The organism is Variovorax sp. LjRoot290 (genome assembly GCF_964253985.1).
Classification (GTDB): domain Bacteria; phylum Pseudomonadota; class Gammaproteobacteria; order Burkholderiales; family Burkholderiaceae_C; genus Variovorax.
Window position 1 is genome coordinate 2,824,067 of the sequence record NZ_CAXURW020000001.1, and the last position, 22,447, is coordinate 2,846,513.

Genomic DNA, 22,447 nt, shown 5'->3' on the forward strand with positions numbered 1-22,447 from the left:
CCGCGCCGGCATCCGTCACACCGCGCGGATCGCCCACGTGGCATTGCGTAATGGGAAACCCTAGTTCCAGGAACACCAAGCCTGGGGGAGAGCTATTTGATGCGTGCGTGCTCCACCGCGTACTTGATCAGCTCGGCCTGCCCTTCGATGCCGAGCCGGCGTTTGATGCTCTGGCGGTGCGCCTCGATCGTGCGCACGCTCAAGCCCAGCTCGCGCGCGATCTGCTTGCTCGACTGGCCGCGGCCCAGCGCCGACAGGATCTCGCTCTCGCGCGGCGTGAGCAGCGGCTTGGGCGCCTGGTTGCGGAACAGCCGCTGCGAAACAGCCGGGCTCAGGAAAGTGCCGCCGGCCGAGACCGCATCGATGGCGGCGACGATCTCGGCCGCCGGTGCATCCTTCAGCACATAGCCGCGCGCGCCGGCCTGCAGGGCCTGCTGCACGTACTCGGGGTTGTCGTACATGCTGAGCATCACCACGCGCACCGCGGGCTGCCGCTGCTGCAGCAAAGCCGCGAGCTCGATGCCGTTCATGTCCTTCATGCCGACATCGGCCAGCACGAGATCGGGCTGCAGTCGCTCGATCAGCACCAGGGCTTCGGCGGCGCTGCCGGCTTCGCCGACGATCTCGATGCCCGGCAGCGGATCGAGGCGCGCGCGCAGGCCGTCGCGCACCAGTGGATGGTCGTCGACGAGGAACAGGCGAACCGCGGATGGCTGCGTCATGCGAGCTCCAGGCTGTGCGCCGGCACATCGGCCACGATGGTCGTTCCGCCGCTGCCGGATCGCATTTCGAGCCGTCCACCGACCGAGGCCACGCGCTCGCGCATGTTGCGCAGCCCGATGCCGCGCTTCGGGTCCAGTTGCATGGCTTCCACGTCGAAGCCGACGCCGTCGTCGGCCACCTCGAGCCGCACGCGATCGTCCGAGAAATCGAGCGCGATGCGCACCTGCCGCGCCTGCGCGTGCTTGCGCACGTTGGTCAATGCTTCCTGCGTCACGCGGAACAGTGCGGTCTTCACTTCCTCCGTCAGCTCGCGCGGCAAGCCTTCGACGGCGACCGCCGCATGGACAGCGCCCTCCTCGCCGAACTCGGCCGCAAGCCGCTCGAGCGCGGCCGGCAGCCCCAGCGTGTCGAGCAAGGCCGGCCGCAGCCGGTGCGAGATGCGCCGCACTTCGGCGAGCGACTCGTTGAGCCGCTGCAGGGCTTTACCGAGCGCCGGCGGCGCGTTCTGCTGCGCGCGCTCCAGCGCATCGACGGCCGATTCGATCAAGAGCTTGGCCGACACCAGCGTCTGGCTGGTGCCGTCGTGCAGCTCGCGCGCGAGATGGCCACGCTCCTCTTCCTGCGACTGCACGACCTGGCGCGCCAGGAGCCGCAGCTTGGCTTCGGCGATGCGGTGCTCGCTCAGGTTCAGCAGCAGGCCGGTGGCGCTCACCACACCCAGGCACAGCGCGGCGATGCCGGCGATCCACAGCATGGTGGTGGTCACGTTGAGGCTCACCTGCCGGTCCAACGTCTGCATCGTCGCCTCGATGTCGTCGAGGTACAGGCCGGTGCCGACCATCCAGTTCCAGCGCGGCAGCGCCGTCACGTAGCCGAGCTTGGGCGCGGTCTGCGCGCTCGAGGGCTTGCGCCACTGGTACTCGACGTAGCCGCCGCCTGCGCGGGCCCGCGCGAGCAGGTCCTGGATCGTGAAGCGCCCCTGCGAATCGCGCAGCTCCCACAGGTTCCGGCCGACCAGGTCGGGCTGGCGCGAGTGCATGAGCGAGCGGCCCTGCAGGTCGTAGACGAAGAAGTAGCCGTCGTCGCCGTAGTCGAGCGCGGCAAGCCGGCGCAGGGCCTCGGTGCGCGTCGCCTCGTCGTCCAGCCCTGCGTCGTACAGCGGCCGCACGGTGCTGAGGGCCAGTTCGACATAGCTGCGCAGTTCGCTGCGCCGCTGTGCCATGTAGGTCTGCTCGATCAGGGCGCGTTCACGCTGTGCCAGGTCGCGCTCCTGGTGGCGCACTGCGAGCGCCACCAGCACCAGCGCGATCAGGAGCGGCGCGACGGCGAGCGCAACGATCTTGGTGCGGAGATTCATGGGGCGGCAAGACTACCACCCCTGTCGCTCGCGCTTTCAAGCCAGTTTCAGAAGTTCCGCGGCGAGTTCATTCGGCATGTCGACCATCACGTCGTGGCTGACCGGCATCTTCAGGACACGCCAGCCGGCCGCGCCATCGACCTTGGCCGCGAAATAGCGGAACGGACTCGGATCCCAGCCATCGGCCAGGATGTAGAGCCGGCTCGCCATCGTGTCGACGGCGCCGGTGAGCAGCAGCGGCATCTCGAAGGTCGCCAGCGCCTGCGGCCGGCACAGGCGGTCGACGCGGTCACGGTTGCCCTGCGCGATGTTGAACGCTTCGGCCGGAATCGGCTGCATCAGCCCGCTGTTGCCGGACAGCGCCGTGCCGCGAAAAGCGCCCAGGAACTGCGCCGCCACTTCGGGCGCGAGCGCCTTCGACAGCAGGCCGTTGAGCGAGTCGCCGTTCTCGGGCACGAAGGCATCGAGGTAGACCAGCGAACGCACCTTGTCGCTCATGCGGTCGGCCACGCCGGTGATGACCATGCCGCCGTACGAGTGGCCGACCAGGATCACGTCCTGCAGCTCTTCCCATTCGATGCAGCCGCAGACGTCGCGGATGTGCGTCTCGAGCGTGATGTTTTCCGCCGACTGGTGGAAGCGCTCGCCGACGCCGGTGTGCGTGGGCGTGAACACCGTATGCCCGGCCGCGCGCAATGCCTGCGCCGTCTCGCGCCAACACCAGCCGCCATGCCAGGCGCCATGAACCAGAACGAAATTGGCCATGCTGAATCCTCGAAGAAAAGGAAGCCGGAATATTGGTTGGTGAACGGACCACCTGCCACGGGGTATTCCCGGCAGCGTGGTCTGCGCCGCTCAGGAAGCCGAATCCTCGATGAACTGCTCCAGCAGCCGCTTGAGCTGCTGTGTCTTGCGCGGGCCCAGTGCTTCCTCGATGGCCCCATGATGAGCATCCACGCTGGCCTTGAGCCGCGCCACGGTCTCCAGGCCCAGATCGCTGATGTAGACAACGACCTTGCGGCTGTCCACACTGTCGGCGGCGCGCAGCACCAGGCCGCGGTTGACCAGCTTGTCGATGTTCTTGGTCAGCGCCGGATGGTTCAGAAGCACCGCCTGCGCCAGCTCGCCCATCGAACGCCCTCTTTCGTCCGACAGGACTTGGAGGATGCGCCAGTGCTCTTCGGTCACTTCTTCGGCGGCGATGGATTGTGCCAGGCCGATGCGCATCTGCCGGTTGGCCGAGGCCAGCAGGAATGCCAGGTAACTGGAGATGTTTTCAGTGGGCATGGTTAGTGCATCGAGTCGGAACGCAGGCGCTTATTTTAGGACCGATCTATTTCCTTGGAAAGGATCGGTGCATGCTGCGTGGCGTTTGGTCATCCGGCGCCATCTTGGTGCACCCCCTGGAGCAACTCATGGCGTCAATATCCGCAAGTCCGGGCCCGATGGGATTCGCCGCACGCCCGCGCAGGCCACCGCAGCATGATCTGCGCATCGCCCTGTGCGTCCCCTTGGGCGGAACGGTGGGCATCTGGGGGCCTTCCGCCCTGGCATCGGCGCGGCTGGCTGTCGCCGAGCTCAACCAGCGCGCCGGCATCAACGGCCAGGCCTGCCAGCTGCTGACCATCAACGCGGCGGACGATGCGCCGGACCTCGAGCGCACGCTTCTGGAGCTGGTGGAAAACGACGATGTCGATGCGCTGATCGGCATGCACACCAGCGCCGTGCGGCAACGCATCCTGGCGGCAGTCGGCGGACAGCTACCCTTCGTCTACACGCCCTTGTACGAAGGCGGGGAACACACGCCCGGGGTGTTTGCCATCGGCGAGACCACGGCGAGCCAACTGCGTCCGGCCATCGCATGGCTGGGCCGGCACCAGCGGCCAAAGCGCTGGATGTTCATCGGCAACGACTACGTGTGGCCGCATGTGTCGCATGCGATGGCCCGCGACTACGTCGCCGAGACGGGCGGCACGGTGGTGGGCGAAAGGTACCTGCCCCTGGGCACCAGCGACTACGCGGAGGTGTTGTCGCAGTTGCGCCGAAGCCGTGCGGATGCGGTGCTGCTCTCGCTGATCGGCCAGGACGCGATCGAGTTCAACCGGGCCTTCGGGCGCGAAGGGCTGGCGCGCGACATGGTGCGGCTGTCCTGCGCCATCGGCGAGAACGAACTGCTGGGAATCGGCGCCGACAACACCGACAACCTCTATGTCGCCTGCGGCTACTTCGCCACGCTCGACACCGACGACAACCTCGCATTCAAGGAGCGCTACTACGGCCATTTCGGCGAACGCGCGCCGACGCTGAACACCTTCGGCCAGTCGACCTATGAAGGGGTGCACTTCCTCGCGGAACTGCTGGGGCGCGAGGCCGCGCCCTGGACCGATTTCCGCCGTCTGGGCGATGAGCCCTTTCACTACCGCAGCGCGCGCGGCGCCGTGTACGCCGGCGGACAGGCCTGCAAGGTGCCGATCTATCTCGCCCAGGCCGAAGGCCACCACTACAAGGTGATCGCGCGCCTTTGAATAACGTGCCACAGAGGGATTCCGATCCCTTTTTTATTTTCCAAGGCAAGCAAAATGCTTGACCAGGAAAATAAAATCTCCCACACTGACTGCCGATCGACGTCTTATTCACGGAGTCCCGCCATGGCAGTCAAACGCCCCACCCTCGCCCAGCTCGACCAGGTCGCCCTGGATCTCGGCATCCATCTCTCGCCCGAGCAACTGAGCACCTACAACACCCTGTTGCAAGGCAACTTCGACGCCTACGACGTAGTCGACGAGATGCCCGATTTCCTGCCGCAGGTGAGCTATGCCCGCACGCCCGGCTACCGCCCGACGGGCGAAGAAAACAAGTACGGCGCGTGGTATGTGAAGACCACCGTCAGGGGCGCCGCCAGCGGCAAGCTGCTGGGCAGGACGGTCGTGCTCAAGGACAACGTCTGCCTGGCCGGCGTGCCGATGATGAATGGCGCGTCGACCTTCGAAGGCTATGTGCCGAATGTGGACGCCACGGTCGCGACCCGGCTGCTCGACGCCGGCGCCACCATCGTCGGCAAGGCGGTCTGCGAGTACTTCTGCTTCTCCGGCGGCTCCCACACCAGCGCCACCGGCCCGGTGCACAACCCGCATCGCATGGGCTACTCGGCGGGCGGCTCCTCGTCGGGCTCGGCCGCCCTGGTCGCCGCCGGCGAGGTCGACATGGCGATCGGCGGCGACCAGGGCGGCTCGATTCGCATGCCGGCCTCGTTCTGCGGCATCTACGGCATGAAGGCCACGCACGGCCTGGTGCCCTACACCGGTGTGATGCCGATCGAACTGACGATCGACCACACCGGGCCGATGACGGCCAGCGTGAGCGACAACGCATTGATGCTCGAAGTCCTCGCCGGCCCCGACGGGCTCGACCCGCGCCAGCATGCGGGCCAGACGGCGAAGCCCTACACCGAACTGATGAAGGAAGGCGTGAAGGGCCTGAAGATCGGCATCGTCACCGAAGGTTTCGGATGGCCGCAATCCAGCGAAGCGGTCAACGACAAGGTCCGCAAGGCCGCCCAATGGTTCACCCGCCTCGGCGCCAGCGTGTCGGAGATCTCGGTGCCGATGCACAGCGTGGGTCCGGCCATCTGGCTGCCGATCGCCGCCGAAGGCGCGACGCAGCAGATGATGAAAGACAACGGCCACGGCTTCAACTGGAAGGGCCTCTACGTCACCAGCATGGTCGACCATCACGCTGGCTGGAAGGAGCGTGCCGACGAGCTGTCCGAGACGCTCAAGATCACGATGATCCTCGGCGAATACTTCATCAAGCACTATCGCGGCCACTACTACGCCAAGGCCCAGAACCTGTCGCGCCAGCTCGCGCAGGCCTACGACGCCGCCTTGGCGGACGTCGACCTGCTGCTGATGCCGACGCTGCCCATCACCTCGACGCCGATCCCGAAGCCGGGCGCGCCGATCGAGGAAGTGATCCAGCGCGCCTTCGAGGTCCTGCCCAACACCTGCGCGTTCGACATCACCGGCCACCCCGCGATGAGCCTGCCCTGCGGCCTGGTCGACGGCCTGCCGGTCGGCATGCAGCTGGTCGCGAAGCACTACGACGAGGCCACGATCTACCGCGCCGCCTATGCCTTCGAGCAGGCTGGTGACTGGAAGTCGATCTGATCCCCCTGCTTCCCACTCTTTACTCATTGCCTGGAGTTCAAGCACCATGGACCGACGTTCCTTCATCAAGGCCTCCGGCCTGACCCTGGCCGGCACCACCGGCCCCCTGCTTCCGCTGGCCGCGCTGGCCGCCGACGAGATGCTGATCGGCAGCATCCACGACCTGTCGGGCGGGCTGGACATCTACGGCAAGCCCATGGCGGACTGCCTGACGCTGGCCGTTGAGGAGCAGAACGCCGCCGGCGGCCTGCTTGGCAAGAAGCTCAAGCTGATGAGCTACGACCCGCAGTCGAACATGCAGATGTACGCGCAGTTCGCGCAGCAGGCGGCGCTGAAGGACAAGGTCGCGGTGCTGCACGGCGGCATCACCTCGGCCTCGCGCGAGGTGATCCGCCCGGTGCTGGACCGCTACCGCACCGTCTACTTCTACAACACGCAGTACGAAGGCGGCGTGTGCGACCGCAACACCTTCTGCACCGGCGTGACGCCGGCGCAGACGGTCGCCAAGCTGGTGCCCTATGCGATGTCCAAGTGGGGCAAGAAAGTCTACGTGGTCGCGGCCGACTACAACTACGGCCAGATCACCTCGCAGTGGGTGAAGAAGTTCGTGCAGGACAACGGCGGCTCGGTGGCTTCCATCGATTTCTTTCCGCTCGACGTGACCAACTTCGGCCCGACCATCTCCAAGATCGAGGCCGCCAAGCCCGACATGGTGGTGTCGGCGCTGGTGGGCGGCGCGCACATCTCGTTCTATCGCCAATGGGCCGCGGCCGGGCTGCAGAAGAAGATTCCGCTGGCCTCCACCACCTTTGCCGGCGGCAACGAGCACATCGTGCTGTCGCCGGCCGAAACCGACGGCTTCCTGGTCTCCTACAACTACTTCCAGAACCTCGACTCGCCCGACAACAAGGCCTTCAAGGAGCGCTTCTACAAGCGCTTCGGGAAGGACTACCCCAACATCACCGAGCTCGCGATGGGCACCTACCAGGGCTTCAAGCTCTGGGCCGAGGGCGTCAGGAAGGCCGGCACGCTGGACCGCAACAAGCTGCTCGACGCGCTCGAATCCGGCATCTCGATCCAGGGGCCCAGCGGCAAGGTCTCGCTCGATCCGGCCACCCACCACTGCGTGCTCAACGTGAGCATCGCCGAGGTCAAGAACAAGCAGCTGGAGATCGTCAAGACGTTCGAGCAGCAGCAGCCAAGCGACACCAGCGCGGTCTGCAACCTCGTGAAGAACCCGAAGGACAACCAGCAGTACGTGATCAAGCTCTGAGTGCCATGGATCTTGTCGCTGTCGTCGCCGTACAGGTGCTCTATGCCGTCGCCAGCCTGGTGATCATCTCCGCCGGGCTGGCGGTCATCTTCGGGATGATGCGGGTGATCAATCTGGCCCACGGCGAATTCATGATGCTGGGGGCCTACGGCACCATCTGGTCGATCGGGCTCGGCATCAACCTCTGGATCGCGGTGCTGGTGGTGGCACCGATCGCGGTCGGGTTGATCGGCATCGTGCTGGAGCGCCTCTTCATCCGGCACCTGTACGGCCGCATGGTGGACACGATGCTGGCCACCTGGGGCCTGTCGCTGCTGCTGGTGGGCATCGTCACCTCGATCGCCGGCAACACCACGGCGGGAGTGTCGGCGCCGCTCGGCAGCTTCATGATCGGCAGCTACTCGGTGAGCGGCTACACGCTGGTGATCATCGCGGTGGCCGCGGTGCTGGCGGCGGCGCTGCGCTGGGTGCTCACGCGCACCCAGCTCGGCCTGATCGCGCGCGGCACCATGCAGAACCCCGCCATGGCCGATGCGCTGGGCATCAGCCCGAGCAAGGTCTACTCGGTGACCTTCGCGGTGGGCGCGGCGCTGTCCGGCCTGGCCGGCGGACTGATGGCGCCGCTGACCGGCGTGGTACCGACCATGGGCGCGGCCTTTGTCGCCAAGGCCTTCATCACCGTGATCGGCGGCGGCCCGGCCATCTTGGCCGGCCTCGTGAGCGCCTCCACGCTGTTCGGCTTCATCAACCAGGTCAGCACCTTCCTCGCCACGCCGGTCATCGGCGAAGTGGCTTTGCTGCTGGCCGCCATCGTCATGCTGCGCCTGCTGCCGCAGGGCATCACCGGACGCTTCTTCAAGGGATCGCTGTGAGCCAGAAATTCGCTCAATCGTGGGTGAGCGCGGCAGCCTGCCTGCTGATCGGCATCGCGCTGCTGTTCGGGCTGCCCGGCGTGCTGGACGACTTCATGCTGCTGCAGGTCACGATCTACGTCGTGATGTCGATCCTCGGCGTGAGCCTGGGCTTCATCTGGGGCTTCGGCGGCATCCTTTGCTTCGGGCAGGCGGCCTTCTTCGGCCTGGGCGCATACGTCTATGCGATCGCGGTCATCAACATGGGCGACAGCAGCGTGCCCTTTCTGCTGGCCATCGTGCTGCCGGCGCTGTTCGCCGCGCTGCTGGGCTACGTGATCTTCTACGGCAGGCTGTCCGACGTCTACATGGGCGTGATCACGCTGACCGTGACGCTGATCCTGTTCAACCTGATCAACTCCACCGCAGGGCCGGAATGGAAGATCGGCAGCGCGCCGCTCGGCGGCTTCAACGGCATCCCGGCGATCCCGCCGCTCAACGCGCCGGGCAACCTCGACGAAGTCATCACGCCGCGCGGCATGTTCAACCTGTCGATGGCGGCGCTGCTGGTGGTCTACCTCGGACTGCGCGTGCTGATCAGTTCCAAGATCGGCCGCGTGATCATCGCCAGCAAGGAGAACGAGCAGCGCGTGCTGCTGCTGGGCTACGACGCCCGCGCCTACAAGCTCTTCGCCTTCACGCTGGGCGGCGCCATCGCCGGGCTGGCGGGCTGCCTGTTCGCCAACTGGGGCGCGTTCACCAGCCCGACGATCTTCGGCCTCGCGCAGTCGGCGCAGATCATCATCTGGGTCATCGTCGGCGGCCTCGGCACGCTGATCGGCCCGGTGGTCGGCTGCGTCGCGATCCAGTGGCTGACCACGCAGATCGGCACGCAGCAGACCTTCAACGCCAACCTGGTGCTCGGCGCCATCCTGATGGTGTTCGTCCTGATGGTGCCCAAGGGCATCGTGCCTAGCCTCGGCCTGGTCATCGACTGGCTGCTGCAGCGCCGCCCGCGCCGCCCGCACCGCGAAGAAGCGCTGCCGCAGGCACAGGAAGCCCGCACGTGACCCCGCTGATCGAAACCCGCAACCTGAACGTGCGCTTCGGCGGCGTGCATGCCACGCGTGATGTGAACTTCACGCTGGCGGAGACCGAGCTGCGCTGCGTGATCGGCCCCAACGGCGCCGGCAAGAGCACCTTCTTCAAGCTGCTGACCGGGCAGGTCAAACCCAGCTCGGGGCAGATCTTCTTCCGCGGACAGGACATCTCCAGGATGCGCGCCCACGACCCGGGCCGCCTGGGCATCGGCATCAAGACCCAGGTGCCCAGCCTGTTCAACGGCCTGAGCGTGTGGGAGAACATCTGGCTCTCGGCGCGCCGCGTCAACAGCGCGCGGCAGGCCGAGCGCGTGACCCGCGAGACGCTGGAGCGCGTCGGCATGACTGCCTACAAGGACGCCCTGGCCGGCGTGCTCGCGCACGGCCTGCGGCAGTGGGTCGAGATCGGCGTGGTAATCGCCGCCGACCCGCCGTTGATCCTGCTCGACGAACCGGCCGCCGGCATGAGCGACGGCGAAGTGGCGCGCACGGCCGAACTCATCCTCGAGATCAACCAGCGCCACGCGCTCGTGGTGGTGGAACACGACATGAACTTCATCCGCATGATCGCGAAGAAGGTGACCGTGCTGCACCAAGGCGCGATCATCAAGGAAGACTCGCCGGACCGCATCATGAGTGACCCGCTGATCCAGCAGATCTACCTCGGCAAGAAACCGCACTAGGACCTGTTTGCCCATGCTAAAGACCCGCGGTCTCTGCGCCGGTTACGGCGCAATCCCCGTGCTGCACGACATCACGCTGTCCATCGCAGCCGGCGAGTCGATCGGCATCCTCGGCCACAACGGCATGGGCAAGACCACGCTGCTGCGCACGTTGATCGGCGCGCTTCACGCCACGGCGGGCGCGGTCGAATTCACCGGCGAGGACGTGACCCGCATGGCGCCCAACGTCCGGGCGCGCCTCGGCATGGCCTACGTGCCGCAGGGCCGCCAGATCTTCCCGACGCTGAGCGCGATGGACAACCTGCGCATGGGCCTGGTCAAGACCGGCGAGAAGTCGCTCGCGCATGTGGAATCCCTGCTCGAACACTTCCCGCGCCTGAAGCCGCTGCTCGACCGGCCGGGCGGCTCGCTCTCCGGCGGCGAGCAGCAGCTGCTGGCACTGGCGCGCGCGCTGGCCGGCAAGCCCAGCCTGCTGCTGCTGGACGAGCCGACCGAAGGCATCCAGCCGTCCATCATCGAAGAGATCGCCGAGACGCTGGCTTCGCTGCGCAAGCGCATGAAGCTCACCATCGTGCTGGTGGAGCAAAACCTGGACTTCATCGCCGCGGTCTCGCAGCGCGTGCTGGTCATCAAGCGCGGCCAGATCGGCGGCGAGATTCCGCGCGAGCACCTGGGCGACCTGGAGATCATGAGCCAGTACGCCGGCGTACACGGCTGAGAAGCTTTTTTTAGAGCTTGCGTCGCATCTCGATGTGCGCGATGCCCGCTTCCTCGAAGGGCTCGCCGTGCGGCAGATAGCCGAGCCGCGTGTAGAAGGCTTCGGCGCTGCGTTGCGCGTGCAGCGCCACCTCGTGGTCGCCGCGCGCCTTGGCAGCTTCCTCGAGCGCGCGCAGTACGGCGGCGCCATGGCCGCCGCTGCGCAGGGTGCGGTGCACGGCCATGCGGCCGATGCGGCTCAGGCCATCGGCGTCTGCGATCAATCGCCCGGTCGCGATCACCTGGCCGATGCGGTTGCGCGCCACCGCATGCACGGCGGTCTCGTCGTGCGCGTCCCACTCGAGTTCCTTGGGGATGCGCTGCTCCTCGATGAAGACGCTGCGACGTACTGCGCCGGCGCCCTCGCCCAGCTGCGCCCAGCTGCCGGTCGCGACCTCGCGCATCGTCTCGCCGGCCTCGTAGGCGGTGAAGATCTCGCGCAGCAGCGGCGGCACCGGCTTGGAGGTCTGCGTGGCCGGATCGGCGAACACGTAGACCAGCTCGCAGCTCACCAGCAGCTCGTCGCCGCGGAACAGCCCGCCGTGGAACACGATCGACGAATTGCCCACGCGCACGCACTTCATCGCGACCTCGAGCATGTCGTCCACGCGTGCGGAGGCGTTGAATTCGATGGTGGCCTTGCGCACGTAGAGGTCGCCGCCGAGCGCATTCATCGCCTCCTCGTAGGGCAGCGCCAGCGCGCGCCAGTAGTCGGCGATGGCGGTGTCGAAGTACATCAGGTAGTGGGCGTTGAAGACGATCTTCTGCATGTCGACTTCGGCCCAGCGCACGCGCAGGCGGTGGAAAAAGCGGAAGTCGGTCTTCTTGTGCTGGGTCTCGGTGCTCATGGGGTGCTCATGGTTGCAATGCTTCCTTCAATGCGCGGGCCGCGTCGGCGTGCGCCTGCAGCGCCTCGGGGATGGCGCGGCCCATTTTGACGAATTCGTGGATCACGCCGCGGTAGATCTCCAGATCGACCGCCACGCCCGCCGCGCGCAGCTTGTCGGCATAGGCGATGCCCTCGTCGACCACGGGGTCGCATTCGGCCAGGCCGATCCAGGCCGGTGCGACGCCGTCCACGTCCTCGGCCTTGAGCGGCGCGAAGCGCCAGTCCTCGCGCTCGGCCTGCGTGTTCAGGTACTGGGCGAAGAACCAGGTGATGAGCGGCTCGTCGAGCAGCGGGCCGGCGGCGAAGCGCCGGTGCGAAGCCGTGTCCTGGTGCGAAGTCGTGCCCGGATAGAAGAGCATCTGCAAGGCGAGCGGCAAGCCGGCGTCGCGCGCAAGGATGGCGCACACCGCGGCCAGCGTGCCGCCGGCGCTGTCGCCGCCGACCGCGATGCGCGTGCCGTCGAGGCCCAGTTCGCCAGCCTGCTTCGCGAGGAACTGCAGCGCGTCCCATGCGTCGTTCGACGCCGTCGGGAACTTGTGCGCGGGCGCCAGCCGGTAGTCGAGCGAGATCACCGCGCAGCCGCTCTTCTGGCTCAGCACGCGGCACAGCGTGTCGTGGGTCGCGACGCTGCCGACCGTGAAGCCGCCGCCGTGGAAGAACAGCAGCACCGGCAGCACGGCGCGCGAGGGCGCATAGAGCCGCGCCGGCAGCGCATGGCCGTCGCGCGCGGGCAGCGTGAAGTCTTCGATGCGTTCGAGTTGCGGCTTCGGCACCTCGAGCACGCCGGCGCCCTTCTCGTAGGCAGCCCGGGCCTCCACGGGCGTCAGGGTGTAGAACGGCGCTTGATGGGCACGCGCCATCCGGTCGACCACGCCGGTCATCTTGGGAGTCAGCGTTGGCGCAAGGGTTTGGCTCATGGGCAAGAGAGGCGGCAGTTGTTAAATTGGAAGGCCCGCATCGTACCGTTCACACCCCATGGCCCTCATCCAGTACCTCACCCAGATCCAGTTCGAATTCGGCGCCGTCAAGCTGCTGGGCAGCGAGTGCGCGCGCGTCGGCATCACGCGGCCGCTGGTCGTCACCGACGCCGGCGTGCGCGCGGCCGGCGTGCTGCAGAAAGCGCTCGATGCGCTCGGCGAGCTGCCGGTCACGGTGTTCGACCAGACCCCGTCCAACCCCACCGAGGCCGCCGTGCGCGCCGCTGCGGCGATGTACCGCGAAGGGCGCTGCGACGGCTTGATCGCCGTCGGCGGCGGCTCGGCCATCGATTGCGCCAAGGGCGTCGCGATCGCGGCCACGCACGAGGGGCCGCTCAAGACCTACGCCACCGTTGAAGGCGGCTCGCCGAAGATCACCGAGCGCGTGGCGCCGATCATCGCGGTGCCCACTACCAGCGGCACCGGCAGCGAGGTGGCGCGTGGCGCGATCGTGATCGTGGACGACCATCGCAAGCTCGGCTTCCACAGCTGGTCGCTGATGCCCAAGGCCGCGATCTGCGATCCCGAGCTCACGCTGGGCCTGCCGCCGCGGCTCACCGCCGCCACCGGCATGGACGCCATCGCGCACTGCATGGAGACCTTCATGTCGGCCGCCTTCAATCCGCCGGCCGACGGCATCGGCCTCGACGGGCTGCAGCGCGCCTGGGCCTACATCGAGCGCGCCACCAAGGACGGCAGCGACCGCGAGGCGCGCCTCAACATGATGAGCGCGTCGATGCAGGGCGCGCTGGCCTTCCAGAAGGGACTGGGCTGCGTGCATTCGCTGAGCCACAGCCTGGGCGGCATCGACCCGCGCCTGCACCATGGCACGCTCAACGCTCTCTTCCTGCCGGCCGTGATCCATTTCAACGCGGGCGCGGAATCGGTGCAGAAGGACCAGCGCCTGCAACGCATGGCGCAGGCCATGCACCTCGACTCGGCCGGCGATCTCGGCACGGCCATCCGCGACATGAACGCGCGGATCGGCCTGCCCAAGGGCCTGGCCGAGGTCGGTGTCACCCCTGCCATCTTCGAGCAGGTGATCGACGGCGCGCTGGCCGACCACTGCCACAAGACCAACCCGCGCGTCGCGACGCGGGAGGACTACCGCGAGATGCTCGAAGCCTCGATGTAGGGGGCCCGGCCCAGCCAGCGGCCAAGGCGATGACGCGTTACGCCCCGATCTCGTAAAGGTATAGTGCGCCCAAAAAATAGGGAGGGCGACAAGTGGATGTGTGGACACTGTATGTGCTGCTCGGCATAGGAGCCGGGTTGCTGTCGGGAATGCTCGGGGTCGGGGGCGGTCAAGTGGTGGTGCCCGGGCTTCTTTACATCTTTCACCACAAGGGCCTCGCTCCCGTCGTTGCGGTCCATATGGCGTTGGGCACCTCGCTCGCCACGATCGTCATCACCTCAATCTCATCTGCGATTTCCCATCACCGCCGTGGGTCGGTCAGCTGGGATCTGGTTCGCAGGCTCGCGCCCGGCATCGTGATCGGCGCGGTGATCGGCGGGCTCATGTCGGGACTGTTCCCGGCGCGGGTCTTGCGGATCTCATTCGGCGTCTTCTTGTTGATCCTCGCGGTGCAGATGGCTTTTTCACTGCGGCCTTCACCCCAGCGAGTGCTACCCGGTGTGCTAGGAACCACGACCACCGCAAGCTTGATCGGCTGGACATCGGCCATCGTCGGGGTCGGCGGTGGCAGCATGGTCGTGCCCTTTCTCGCCTGGTGCAACGTGAACATGAAGTCCGCTGTTGGCACAGCGTCCGCCTGCGGCGCTCCGCTGGCCCTGGCCGGGATGATCGGCTTCGTGGTCGCGGGCTGGGGGCAAGCCGATCTTCCTGCTCATAGCGTCGGCTACATCTATTGGCCGGCATGGTTGGGCATATCGATCTGCAGCCTTGCCTTCACGCCGCTGGGAGCGTTGATTTCGCACAGACTCCCGGTAGACACGCTCAAACGCGTTTTCTCGGTGTTCCTCGCGATCGCCGGCATACGCATCTTGCTTTAGCGTTTTGTGCACAGGGAGTAAGAACAATGAATTTCGATACGACGTCTGCCTTCTTGGCCGCAGTGCGTGCCGTTGGAGCGACAGATGCGGGATATGCGCATGCGGACCGTCGCAGGAGGTGCATCAGAAGTTCAGATGCTCGAAGCCTCGATGTAGGGGGCGTCGGCTTCTGCACTACCAGCGCAGCTTGATGCCGAGGGAGGCCTGCACGGAGGACTTGACGGTGGCCTCGCCGCCGATGTTCCACAGGTGGCCGATCTCGCCGTACAGGCTGGTGGCCGGCGTCAGCGCCAGCGTCGCTCCTGCGGCCGCTTCGGCCGCGCTGTAGCTGGCCGCGCTTGCAATCGCCGTCGTGCCCGCCGGGCCGACGAAGCTGACCACGTCGTCGCCGAAGCTCGCCCGGTAGATGTTCAGTCGCGCGTAGGGCTGCAGCCGTCCGGCGCCGGTCGCGATGTCACCCTTGACGCGCACGCCCACGCGGGCGATCCAGCCGCCCGCTGCATCGTGGCGCACCTGCGCACCACTGAGCGTCGTGTCGTCCGGGCGCAGGCGTTGATAGATCAGCTGCGCCTGCGGCTCGATGCTCCAGCGCTCGTTGAGCGCGAAGGGCTTGCCCGTTTCGATCGAGGCGGCGAAGCTGCTGGCCTTGCCCGAGATGCTCGGGTTGATGTCCGGGCGCACGGTGTAGCGCTGGCGGGCGCCAGTGTGGCCGCGAAGCGTTCGTTTAGCCAGCGAGAACGGCGCGGGAAAGCCAGGTGCGAAAGGCCTGCATCGCGGGACTCGGCGCCTTCGAGCGCAGCCGCGTGAGCCAGTAGCTCCCGGTCATCACCTCGATCGCCAGCGGCCGCACCAGCCGGCCCTCGCCCAGCTCGCGCTCGAACATCGAGGCCGGTGCAAGCGCGACGCCGGCGCCCTGCATCGCGGCCTCGACCATGAGCCGCGACGAGTCGAACACCGGCCCGCGGATCGCCGGACAGGCGACGCCGGCCGCGGCGAACCAGCCGGGCCAGTCGTCGGGACGGTAGGAGCGCAGCAGCGTCTCGTGCGCGAGGTCGTGCGGCCGCGCGATGCGCGCCGCGATGGCCGGCGTGCACAGCACCGCGAGCGGCGCCGCCAGCAGATGCTCGGACTGCAGGCCCTGCCAGGTGCCATCGCCGAAGCGGATCGCGAAATCGAGCCCCTCGCCGGCCAGGTCGACCACGTTGTTGTGCGTCATCAGGCGCAGGTCGATGAAAGGACAGCTCTGCTGGAACAGGCGCAGCCGCGGCAGCAGCCATCCGACCGCGAAGGTGCCCACCACGCCCACCGTCAGCACCTCGAAGAAATGGCCGTTGTCGAACTGCTGGACGACTGCCTCCATGCGCCCGAAGGCATCGGCCAGCACCGGCAAGAGCGCATGGCCTTCGTCGCTGAGCGCCAGCCCGCGCGGCAGGCGCCTGAACAGCGTGACGCCGAGCCGCGCCTCGAGGCCGCGGACCTGCTGGCTGACCGCCGCCTGCGTCACGTTCAGCTCGGCGGCGGCGAGCGTGAAGCTCAGGTGGCGTGCGGAAGATTCGAAAGCCCGCAGCGCGTTGAGAGGGAGATGGGTACGCGCCATAAGATTTTCTTGTGCGAGACAGCAAATACTATCGTTTGTGCCGCCGCATCGTATGGCCGAAAGTCGCTTCCTTTCAGGAGCACCCATGATTCATCGACGGCAATTCACAAGCACCCTTTTCGTCTCGCTGGCCGCCGCATCCCTCGGCGTCCGGGCCGAAGGGGCCAGCAACCTTTCGAAGCAGTTGGCAGACATCGAAAAAGCCAGCGGCGGCCGCCTCGGCGTCGGCGTGCTCGACACCGCCACCGGCCGGCGCGCCGGGCACCGCGAGGACGAACGCTTCCCGCTGAACAGCACCTTCAAGTTCCTGGCCGCTGCGCTCGTGCTGGCCCGCGTGGACCGGCGCAAGGAGCAGTTGGAACGCCGCGTCGTCATTCGGCCGCGCGACCTGGTGACCTATTCGCCGGTGACCGAGAAGCACGTCGGCGCCGGCGGGATGACGGTGGCCGGACTGTGCGAAGCCACCATGACGCTGAGCGACAACACGGCCGGCAACCTGCTGCTCGCGAGCTTCGGTGGCGCGCCGGGCCTGACGGCGTTCATGCGCTCGATCGGCGACACGAACACGCGGCTCGACCGCACCGAGCCCGCGCTCAACGAAGGCCGGCCGGGCGATCCGCGCGACACCACCACGCCGGCCGCGATGACCCGCAGCATGCAAAAGATTCTCTTGGGCGATGTCTTGTCGCCCGCCTCGCGCGCCCAGCTGCTGCAATGGCTGGACGCCAACAAGACCGGCGACGAGCGCATACGCGCCGGCGTGCCGGCGGACTGGAAGGTGGGGGACAAGACGGGCTCGGGCGAGAACGGCGCCAACGACGTCGCCATCCTGCGGCCGCCGGGACGTGCGCCGATCCTTCTGTCCGTCTATCTCACGCAGACAAGGGCACCGGCGGCGGTGCGCAACCGCGCACTGGCGTCCGTGGCTGCGGTGGCCGCGGAATGGGCGACGAAGGGCTCCTGAGGCCGCGTCTCAATCCGCCTTCACGCCCGCCGTCTTGATCACGCGGGCCCACTTGGCCGTCTCCGCGTCGATGAAGGCATCGAGCTCCTCGGGCGTGCTGCCGGCCGGGAAGGTGCCCATCGCATCGAGCCTGGCGCGGGTCTCGTCGCTCTTGATGATCCGCGCCACCTCGTCCGACATGCGCTTGACGATCTCGCGCGGCGTGCCTGCCGGCGCCAGCATGCCGGCCCAGGTGCTGCCGGTGAAGCCCGCGAAGCCCTGTTCGATGAAGGTGGGCACGTCCGGCACCGCGGGCAGCCGTCGGTCGCTGGCCACGCCGATCAGCCTCACCTTGCCGGCCTTGCCCTGGTTGATGAGCCCGGTGGGCGCATCGAAGAAGAGCTGGATCTGCCCGCCCATCAGGTCGGTCAGCGCCGGCACCGCGCCGCGGTACGGGATGTGGATCATGTAAGTCTTGGTCAGCGACTTCCACAGCTCGGTGGTCAGGTGCGCGGCCGAGCCGTTGCCCGAGGAGCCGAAGCTCACCTTGCCCGGGTTCGCGCGCGCATAGTCGATCAGCTCCTTCGCGGTCTTGAAGGGCGCGTCGTTGTTCACAGCCGCGAGCAGCGGCGAGATGCCCATCAGCGAGACGCCGGTGAGGTCCTTCTTCGGGTCGTAGGGCAGCTTCGGATAGAGCGTGGTGTTGGCCGCATAGGCCGCGATCACGACGCCGAAGGTGCTGCCGTCGGGCGCCGCCTTGGCGATCGCATCGACGCCGATCAGGCTGTTGGCGCCGGGCTTGTTGTCGATCACCACCGGCTGGCCGAGCCGCGTCGAAAGGCCCGCCTGCACCAGCCGCGCCATCTGGTCGGTGAAGCCGCCGGGCGTGTACGGCACGATGATGCGGATCGGCTTGTTCGGCCAGGCGGCCTGCGCGAAAGAAGGCGCCGCGACCGACGCCGCGGCCGCAGCGGACAACAGATTGAAGGCACGGCGGGACAACGAGGCTTGCGGCATGGAAGGGTCTCCGGTGGAGCGACGATTCTGGAAGGCCGCCACGACAACCCCCTCAGGGTTTGCCCTCCGCGCTAGCATGCACGCATGGCACACGACCACAGCGAGCTCGGCGAAATGGACCTGCGCGTGCGCGCGCTCGAAACGGTGTTGACGCAGAAGGGCTACATCGACCCCACCGCGCTCGACGTGCTCATCGACACCTACCAGACCAAGATCGGTCCGCGCAACGGCGCCCGCGTCGTTGCCAAGGCCTGGACCGATCCCGCCTTTCGCGACTGGCTGCTGGAGGACGCGACCGCGGCGATCGCCTCGCTGGGCTACACCGGCCGCCAGGGCGAGCACATGGTGGCGGTGGTCAACACCGACACGCAGCACCACATGGTGGTCTGCACGCTGTGCAGCTGCTACCCCTGGCCGGTGCTGGGCCTGCCGCCCACCTGGTACAAGAGCGCGCCCTACCGCTCGCGTGCAGTCAAGGATCCGCGTGGCGTGCTGGCCGAGTTCGGCGTCGAGCTGCCCGCTTCGACCTCGATCCGCGTGTGGGACTCGACGGCCGAGGTGCGCTACCTGGTGATCCCGCAGCGGCCGGCCGGCACCGAAGGCTGGAGCGAAGAGGCACTGGCCGATCTGGTGACGCGCGATTCGATGATCGGCACCGGTCTGGCCAGCAGCCCGGAGACCGCGCCATGACGTACGTCACGCATGCCGATCTCGGCGGACGCGAGATGCCCGGCGCCATCGTGCCCGAGCCCGAAGGCGAACTCTTCCACGCCGGCTGGGAGCCGCGCGCGCTGGCCCTGACGCTCGCGATGGGCGCCACCGGCTCCTGGAACATCGACGCCAGCCGCAGCGCACGTGAAACCTTGCCGGCCTACGCACGGCTGAGCTACTACCAGATCTGGCTCGCCGCGCTCGAGAAGCTCATGGCCGAGCGTTCGCAGGTCCTGCCCGATGAAATCGCTGCCGGGCGCATGCTGCATGCGGCCGCGCCCATCCGGCGCGTGCTGCATGCCGCCGACGTGCCGGCCGCGCTGGCCAAGGGTTCCGCAACCGAGCGCCCGGCGACTGCACCTGCGCACTTCGCCCTCGGCCAGCAGGTGCGCACGCGCGCGGGCCATGTCGACCACCACACTCGCCTGCCCGGCTATGTGCAGGGCAAGCTCGGCACCATCGAACGCCTGCACGGCATGCACGTGTTCGCCGATGCGCACGCGCAGGGCCTGGGCGAGCAGCCGCAATGGCTCTACACCGTGGTCTTCGACGGTGCCGAGTTGTGGGGCGCTGAGGCCGAACCCGGACTGCGCGTGTCGGTGGATGCCTGGGAAAGCTATTTGACGGAGGCCGCATGAGCGCCTCGACCACACCGCTGTTGCCCGGCATGCGCGTGGACGGCGCAGAGCCGGTGTTTCGCGAACCGTGGGAGGCGCATGCCTTTGCGCTGGCCGTCTCGCTGCACCAGCGCGGGCTCTTCACCTGGCCCGAATGGGCCGACGCGCTGGCGCAGCAGATCGGTGCCGCGCAGGCAGCCGGCGATGCCGACCTCGGCGACACCTACTACCGTCATTGGCTCGCCGCACTGGAGACGCTGGTGGCTCGCAAAGGCGCAAGTTCCGCCGATGAACTGACGCGCTACCAGCGAGCCTGGGACCGCGCGGCCGATCGCACGCCGCATGGGCAGGCGATCGAACTGCGCGAGCAGGATCTGGGCTGAGGGCTCAGCCCTTCTTCCCGCCGAACACCAGCAGCGCCCCGCCCACCACGATCGCGGCCACGCCGGCCCAGGTCGGGAAGTTGACGTCCTGCTTTTCCTTCACCGTCAGCTCGATCGGTCCGATCTTGGCCTGATGGGTTTCCTTGGTGAAGCTGAAGCCGCCCAGGCCGATGGCGGCGATGCCGGCGACGATCAGGATGAGGCCGACGATGCGGGTTACGTTCATGGGGGATCCTCCGGGATTGATGCTAGCCCGACTTTAGCCGCCCTCAAAGCGGCAGCACACAGCCGGCGTCGCCGCGCTCCAGCCACTCGGCCAGCTCGTCCGCCAGCCGGCGCGCCTCCTGCGCCGCGGTGCTCCACGCCTTCATGCGTGCCGGCGCATCGTTGCCGTAGCGCACGAAGTCGTTGCGATCGGGCAGCTTGCCGTTCGGCAGGCTGCGCACCCATTCCGGGTCCGGCGCCAGCACCACCGTGCGTTCGAGAAAACGCGTGGGCTTGTGACGCCACTTGAGTCCCTTGTCCAGCCAGCCCGGCACCACCGCCTTCTGGAAATGCGGGTACAGCACGACGCCGTCGGTGTTGCTGTAGTTCAGGTGCAGGTGGTAGTCGGTGATGCCGCCGTCCCAGTAGGCGCCGGGCGGCGCACCGGGAATGTCGTGCACCGCCTCCAGCATGAAGGGGATCGAACACGAAGCCTGCAGCGCGAGTTCGAAGTTGGCTTCGCTGAGCTCGACCTGCCGCGTGCGAAAGTCCCGCGTGCCGAAAGGCAGCGCCGCACCGGCGCTGGAGAACACCACGCGCTCGAGCCAGGCGCCCAGGCTCTTGCGGTGCACGCTGTTGGTGATGAACGCCCCCAGGTAGCCGACCGGCGTGCGTGCCCTGCCCTCGCGCCCGAGGATATGGCGCCCGCGCGAGGTGATCACGTGCAGCTTGTAGCGCGGATGGCGCAGCACTTCGCCGGCGCGGCCGCCGTAGAAGTTGCGCAGCCCTTCGCCGAATTGCGCGCTGACCTGCTTCGCCGTCATGCGCTTCTGGCCCGGCGGCACATCGAAATGCTGATGGATGTAGCCGTGCTCGAACTGCTCGAAGGCAGTCTTCGGATCGTCGAGGCAGGCGTTGGCGAGCCGCCAGGCGCCGATCGAGGCGCCGACCAGATCGATGGGCTGCGTCGACTGTGGCAGCCACTCGCCGAACAGGAAGCGATCGATGGGCCCGAGGATCAGGCCCTTGGGACCGCCGGCCGCGCCGGGGATGGTGCGCACGTCCTGCGGATGCAGGCCGTTTTGGGCGATGTGTTCGCGCGCGAGCGGGCCGGCATGGATGCGCAGCGCTTTCACGGCTTGCCGACCAGGATGCCCTGGCCCAGCCTCTTCAGCAGCCAACCGATGCAAAGGCATCCGGCAAGCGTCGCGGCGACCACCGCGAGCAAACCGAAGGGGCCCGCACGCGACACCGCGGAGGCGGTGAAGCCGGTGCTTTTCAGCACCTCCAGCATCGCGACGTTGCCAACGAAGATCGCGAAGGTATTCCTCCCCACGAAGGCCACGGCCCGCGCCAGCAGGCCCGGATTCGAGCGAGCAGGCGCCGCGCGATCGGCCGCAACGGCGGCAACGAGAAGCAGCAAGGAAGCGATCGTCACGGTCGACGCCAGGTAGGCCGAGTGTTCGCTGGGAGATTCGGTTTCGAAGGGCGCTGCGAGCAGCAACAGCACGGCCGCCATGACAAGCCCCGGCGTCCGGCGGAACTGGCCGCGCGCCAGCGCGATGCCCATGACCACATAGGGAATCCAGTAGATGAAGAGCCGGTCGCCGACGGCCCCGATCCACCGGTGGTCGAGGAGCCAGTACCCGGCGAGCACGTTGAGCGCGACGCCTGCGACGATCACCGGCAGGGTCGGCACCTGCGCCACGCAGCGCCGCAGCAGTGGAAAAAGCAGCGTGAGCTGGAACAGGATGACGAAGTAGTACTGCCCCGACCATCCATAGCCGCCGAACCAGCCGCCGACGATGGTGTGCAGCGGCGTGGCCGACCAGCGCGAGGCGTAGAACTTCTCGATGTAGAGCAAGGTCCACGCGAGGTACGGAACGGCCAGCTCGACCATTCGCTGCACCAGGAAGCGCGCATGCGTTTCGGGGCGCCGGCGAGAAAGCGCCTTTTCCAGATAGAAGGCCCAGAGGCCGACGAACACCGGCACGCCGAAACGGAACACGTCGTGAAAGGGCAAGCCCGCGTGGATGCTGACGACCCCCACGATCGCGGCGGCCTTCAGCCAGTCCGCATGCAGGTCGCGCACGCCGGCGGCGGCAGCGGTGGCAGCAGGGACAGCGGCACCATCCAGGCGCGTGCCGGCGCGATCGACCGTGTTGTGCGTGTCCGGCATGAGGCTCC

25 protein-coding genes are annotated in these 22,447 nt (G+C 67.5%); 13 read left to right on the top strand and 12 right to left on the bottom strand.

The features are described 5' to 3' along the window. Positions 1–92: 92 nt before the first annotated feature. The 4 genes from ACSQ9A_RS14195 to ACSQ9A_RS14210 form a co-directional block, all read right to left on the bottom strand. On the bottom strand, positions 93–722 hold the full coding sequence (locus ACSQ9A_RS14195) for a response regulator transcription factor (RefSeq protein ID WP_093110104.1): 630 nt from the start codon (positions 720–722) through the stop codon (positions 93–95). After that, positions 719–2,080: a cache domain-containing protein gene (locus tag ACSQ9A_RS14200; RefSeq protein ID WP_436304082.1), complete on the bottom strand. Its 1,362-nt coding sequence runs from the start codon at positions 2,078–2,080 to the stop codon at positions 719–721. Before ACSQ9A_RS14200 ends, ACSQ9A_RS14195 begins: the two co-directional genes overlap by 4 nt. 36 nt (positions 2,081–2,116) lie before the next feature. Beyond that, positions 2,117–2,845 (bottom strand): alpha/beta fold hydrolase, encoded by a 729-nt coding sequence (locus ACSQ9A_RS14205; protein ID WP_436304083.1) that lies wholly within the window; start codon positions 2,843–2,845, stop codon positions 2,117–2,119. Between the two features lie 90 nt (positions 2,846–2,935). Further along, on the bottom strand, positions 2,936–3,367 hold the full coding sequence (locus tag ACSQ9A_RS14210) for a MarR family winged helix-turn-helix transcriptional regulator (RefSeq protein WP_436304084.1): 432 nt from the start codon (positions 3,365–3,367) through the stop codon (positions 2,936–2,938). Positions 3,368–3,525: 158 nt separating this feature from the next. Between ACSQ9A_RS14210 and ACSQ9A_RS14215 the strand changes: the two genes are divergently transcribed. From ACSQ9A_RS14215 to ACSQ9A_RS14245, 7 genes are all read left to right on the top strand, one after another. Further along, entirely contained in the window at positions 3,526–4,605 is a 1,080-nt protein-coding gene (locus tag ACSQ9A_RS14215; protein WP_436304085.1) for a substrate-binding domain-containing protein, read from the top strand. Positions 4,606–4,728: 123 nt separating this feature from the next. Continuing rightward, positions 4,729–6,246 (top strand): amidase, encoded by a 1,518-nt coding sequence (locus tag ACSQ9A_RS14220; protein WP_436304086.1) that lies wholly within the window; start codon positions 4,729–4,731, stop codon positions 6,244–6,246. A gap of 46 nt (positions 6,247–6,292) precedes the next feature. Then, a complete protein-coding gene (locus ACSQ9A_RS14225; RefSeq protein ID WP_436304087.1) occupies positions 6,293–7,519 on the top strand; it encodes an urea ABC transporter substrate-binding protein in 1,227 nt (408 codons plus the stop codon). Between the two features lie 5 nt (positions 7,520–7,524). Then, positions 7,525–8,391: an ABC transporter permease subunit gene (locus ACSQ9A_RS14230; protein WP_436304088.1), complete on the top strand. Its 867-nt coding sequence runs from the start codon at positions 7,525–7,527 to the stop codon at positions 8,389–8,391. Then, positions 8,388–9,440 (top strand): branched-chain amino acid ABC transporter permease, encoded by a 1,053-nt coding sequence (locus tag ACSQ9A_RS14235; RefSeq protein WP_436304089.1) that lies wholly within the window; start codon positions 8,388–8,390, stop codon positions 9,438–9,440. Before ACSQ9A_RS14230 ends, ACSQ9A_RS14235 begins: the two co-directional genes overlap by 4 nt. Beyond that, positions 9,437–10,153: an ATP-binding cassette domain-containing protein gene (locus tag ACSQ9A_RS14240; protein WP_436304090.1), complete on the top strand. Its 717-nt coding sequence runs from the start codon at positions 9,437–9,439 to the stop codon at positions 10,151–10,153. The genes ACSQ9A_RS14235 and ACSQ9A_RS14240 overlap by 4 nt, the downstream gene beginning before the upstream one ends. Before the next feature lie 13 nt (positions 10,154–10,166). Then, positions 10,167–10,871 carry an ABC transporter ATP-binding protein gene (locus ACSQ9A_RS14245; RefSeq protein WP_436290346.1) on the top strand — a complete coding sequence of 235 codons (705 nt, stop codon included), beginning with the start codon at positions 10,167–10,169 and terminating at the stop codon, positions 10,869–10,871. A 10-nt stretch (positions 10,872–10,881) separates the two neighbouring features. Here the strand turns inward: ACSQ9A_RS14245 and ACSQ9A_RS14250 are convergent, their stop codons facing one another. Further along, the gene (locus ACSQ9A_RS14250; protein ID WP_436304091.1) at positions 10,882–11,757 is read right to left on the bottom strand and encodes a YbgC/FadM family acyl-CoA thioesterase; all 876 of its coding nucleotides are present in this window, start codon (positions 11,755–11,757) and stop codon (positions 10,882–10,884) included. A gap of 7 nt (positions 11,758–11,764) precedes the next feature. Beyond that, the gene (locus ACSQ9A_RS14255; RefSeq protein ID WP_436304092.1) at positions 11,765–12,715 is read right to left on the bottom strand and encodes an alpha/beta hydrolase; all 951 of its coding nucleotides are present in this window, start codon (positions 12,713–12,715) and stop codon (positions 11,765–11,767) included. Positions 12,716–12,773: 58 nt separating this feature from the next. On the opposite strand from ACSQ9A_RS14255, the gene ACSQ9A_RS14260 reads away from it, so the two are divergent. After that, positions 12,774–13,910 (top strand): iron-containing alcohol dehydrogenase, encoded by a 1,137-nt coding sequence (locus ACSQ9A_RS14260; RefSeq protein WP_436304093.1) that lies wholly within the window; start codon positions 12,774–12,776, stop codon positions 13,908–13,910. 92 nt (positions 13,911–14,002) lie between these two features. Next, on the top strand, positions 14,003–14,788 hold the full coding sequence (locus tag ACSQ9A_RS14265; RefSeq protein ID WP_436304094.1) for a sulfite exporter TauE/SafE family protein: 786 nt from the start codon (positions 14,003–14,005) through the stop codon (positions 14,786–14,788). Between the two features lie 174 nt (positions 14,789–14,962). Here the strand turns inward: ACSQ9A_RS14265 and ACSQ9A_RS14270 are convergent, their stop codons facing one another. Beyond that, on the bottom strand, positions 14,963–15,469 hold the full coding sequence (locus tag ACSQ9A_RS14270; protein WP_436304095.1) for an autotransporter domain-containing protein: 507 nt from the start codon (positions 15,467–15,469) through the stop codon (positions 14,963–14,965). Between the two features lie 43 nt (positions 15,470–15,512). Then, positions 15,513–16,385, bottom strand: a complete 873-nt coding sequence (locus ACSQ9A_RS14275; RefSeq protein WP_436304096.1) for a LysR family transcriptional regulator — start codon at positions 16,383–16,385, stop codon at positions 15,513–15,515. Positions 16,386–16,470: 85 nt separating this feature from the next. Here ACSQ9A_RS14275 and bla point away from each other — a divergent pair, with 85 nt between their 5' ends. Further along, positions 16,471–17,349 (top strand): class A beta-lactamase, encoded by an 879-nt coding sequence (gene bla, locus ACSQ9A_RS14280; RefSeq protein WP_436304097.1) that lies wholly within the window; start codon positions 16,471–16,473, stop codon positions 17,347–17,349. Positions 17,350–17,358: 9 nt separating this feature from the next. Here bla and ACSQ9A_RS14285 read toward each other — a convergent pair whose 3' ends face one another. Then, positions 17,359–18,345, bottom strand: coding sequence for a tripartite tricarboxylate transporter substrate binding protein (locus ACSQ9A_RS14285; protein ID WP_436304098.1), 987 nt, complete (start codon positions 18,343–18,345; stop codon positions 17,359–17,361). Between the two features lie 84 nt (positions 18,346–18,429). Here ACSQ9A_RS14285 and nthA point away from each other — a divergent pair, with 84 nt between their 5' ends. From nthA to ACSQ9A_RS14300, 3 genes are read left to right on the top strand one after another with little or no spacing between them, the layout of a single operon-like run. Next, positions 18,430–19,035, top strand: coding sequence for a nitrile hydratase subunit alpha (gene nthA, locus ACSQ9A_RS14290; RefSeq protein ID WP_436304099.1), 606 nt, complete (start codon positions 18,430–18,432; stop codon positions 19,033–19,035). After that, the gene (gene nthB, locus ACSQ9A_RS14295) at positions 19,032–19,694 is read left to right on the top strand and encodes a nitrile hydratase subunit beta (RefSeq protein WP_436304100.1); all 663 of its coding nucleotides are present in this window, start codon (positions 19,032–19,034) and stop codon (positions 19,692–19,694) included. Before nthA ends, nthB begins: the two co-directional genes overlap by 4 nt. Further along, positions 19,691–20,056, top strand: coding sequence for a nitrile hydratase accessory protein (locus tag ACSQ9A_RS14300; RefSeq protein ID WP_093110084.1), 366 nt, complete (start codon positions 19,691–19,693; stop codon positions 20,054–20,056). Before nthB ends, ACSQ9A_RS14300 begins: the two co-directional genes overlap by 4 nt. A gap of 4 nt (positions 20,057–20,060) precedes the next feature. Here ACSQ9A_RS14300 and ACSQ9A_RS14305 read toward each other — a convergent pair whose 3' ends face one another. From ACSQ9A_RS14305 to ACSQ9A_RS14315, 3 genes are read right to left on the bottom strand one after another with little or no spacing between them, the layout of a single operon-like run. Continuing rightward, a complete protein-coding gene (locus ACSQ9A_RS14305) occupies positions 20,061–20,282 on the bottom strand; it encodes a hypothetical protein (RefSeq protein ID WP_093110083.1) in 222 nt (73 codons plus the stop codon). Between the two features lie 43 nt (positions 20,283–20,325). Continuing rightward, positions 20,326–21,396 carry a phospholipase gene (locus ACSQ9A_RS14310; RefSeq protein ID WP_436304101.1) on the bottom strand — a complete coding sequence of 357 codons (1,071 nt, stop codon included), beginning with the start codon at positions 21,394–21,396 and terminating at the stop codon, positions 20,326–20,328. Continuing rightward, complete coding sequence (locus tag ACSQ9A_RS14315; protein WP_436304102.1) at positions 21,393–22,439, bottom strand: acyltransferase family protein; 1,047 nt, start codon at positions 22,437–22,439, stop codon at positions 21,393–21,395. The genes ACSQ9A_RS14310 and ACSQ9A_RS14315 overlap by 4 nt, the downstream gene beginning before the upstream one ends. Positions 22,440–22,447: the final 8 nt, after the last annotated feature.

What these genes read in the sequence shown, in the direction of transcription:
- ACSQ9A_RS14315 (WP_436304102.1), bottom strand. Translation starts at nt 22,439, where the DNA reads ATGCCGGACACGCACAACACGGTCGATCGCGCCGGCACGCGCCTGGAT.
- ACSQ9A_RS14215 (WP_436304085.1), top strand. Translation starts at nt 3,526, where the DNA reads ATGGGATTCGCCGCACGCCCGCGCAGGCCACCGCAGCATGATCTGCGC.
- nthB (WP_436304100.1), top strand. Translation starts at nt 19,032, where the DNA reads ATGACGTACGTCACGCATGCCGATCTCGGCGGACGCGAGATGCCCGGC.
- ACSQ9A_RS14305 (WP_093110083.1), bottom strand. Translation starts at nt 20,282, where the DNA reads ATGAACGTAACCCGCATCGTCGGCCTCATCCTGATCGTCGCCGGCATC.
- bla (WP_436304097.1), top strand. Translation starts at nt 16,471, where the DNA reads ATGATTCATCGACGGCAATTCACAAGCACCCTTTTCGTCTCGCTGGCC.
- ACSQ9A_RS14300 (WP_093110084.1), top strand. Translation starts at nt 19,691, where the DNA reads ATGAGCGCCTCGACCACACCGCTGTTGCCCGGCATGCGCGTGGACGGC.
- ACSQ9A_RS14200 (WP_436304082.1), bottom strand. Translation starts at nt 2,080, where the DNA reads ATGAATCTCCGCACCAAGATCGTTGCGCTCGCCGTCGCGCCGCTCCTG.
- ACSQ9A_RS14210 (WP_436304084.1), bottom strand. Translation starts at nt 3,367, where the DNA reads ATGCCCACTGAAAACATCTCCAGTTACCTGGCATTCCTGCTGGCCTCG.
- ACSQ9A_RS14255 (WP_436304092.1), bottom strand. Translation starts at nt 12,715, where the DNA reads ATGAGCCAAACCCTTGCGCCAACGCTGACTCCCAAGATGACCGGCGTG.
- ACSQ9A_RS14225 (WP_436304087.1), top strand. Translation starts at nt 6,293, where the DNA reads ATGGACCGACGTTCCTTCATCAAGGCCTCCGGCCTGACCCTGGCCGGC.
- ACSQ9A_RS14260 (WP_436304093.1), top strand. Translation starts at nt 12,774, where the DNA reads ATGGCCCTCATCCAGTACCTCACCCAGATCCAGTTCGAATTCGGCGCC.
- ACSQ9A_RS14275 (WP_436304096.1), bottom strand. Translation starts at nt 16,385, where the DNA reads ATGGCGCGTACCCATCTCCCTCTCAACGCGCTGCGGGCTTTCGAATCT.
- ACSQ9A_RS14250 (WP_436304091.1), bottom strand. Translation starts at nt 11,757, where the DNA reads ATGAGCACCGAGACCCAGCACAAGAAGACCGACTTCCGCTTTTTCCAC.
- nthA (WP_436304099.1), top strand. Translation starts at nt 18,430, where the DNA reads ATGGCACACGACCACAGCGAGCTCGGCGAAATGGACCTGCGCGTGCGC.
- ACSQ9A_RS14205 (WP_436304083.1), bottom strand. Translation starts at nt 2,845, where the DNA reads ATGGCCAATTTCGTTCTGGTTCATGGCGCCTGGCATGGCGGCTGGTGT.
- ACSQ9A_RS14220 (WP_436304086.1), top strand. Translation starts at nt 4,729, where the DNA reads ATGGCAGTCAAACGCCCCACCCTCGCCCAGCTCGACCAGGTCGCCCTG.
- ACSQ9A_RS14230 (WP_436304088.1), top strand. Translation starts at nt 7,525, where the DNA reads ATGGATCTTGTCGCTGTCGTCGCCGTACAGGTGCTCTATGCCGTCGCC.
- ACSQ9A_RS14195 (WP_093110104.1), bottom strand. Translation starts at nt 722, where the DNA reads ATGACGCAGCCATCCGCGGTTCGCCTGTTCCTCGTCGACGACCATCCA.
- ACSQ9A_RS14245 (WP_436290346.1), top strand. Translation starts at nt 10,167, where the DNA reads ATGCTAAAGACCCGCGGTCTCTGCGCCGGTTACGGCGCAATCCCCGTG.
- ACSQ9A_RS14285 (WP_436304098.1), bottom strand. Translation starts at nt 18,345, where the DNA reads ATGCCGCAAGCCTCGTTGTCCCGCCGTGCCTTCAATCTGTTGTCCGCT.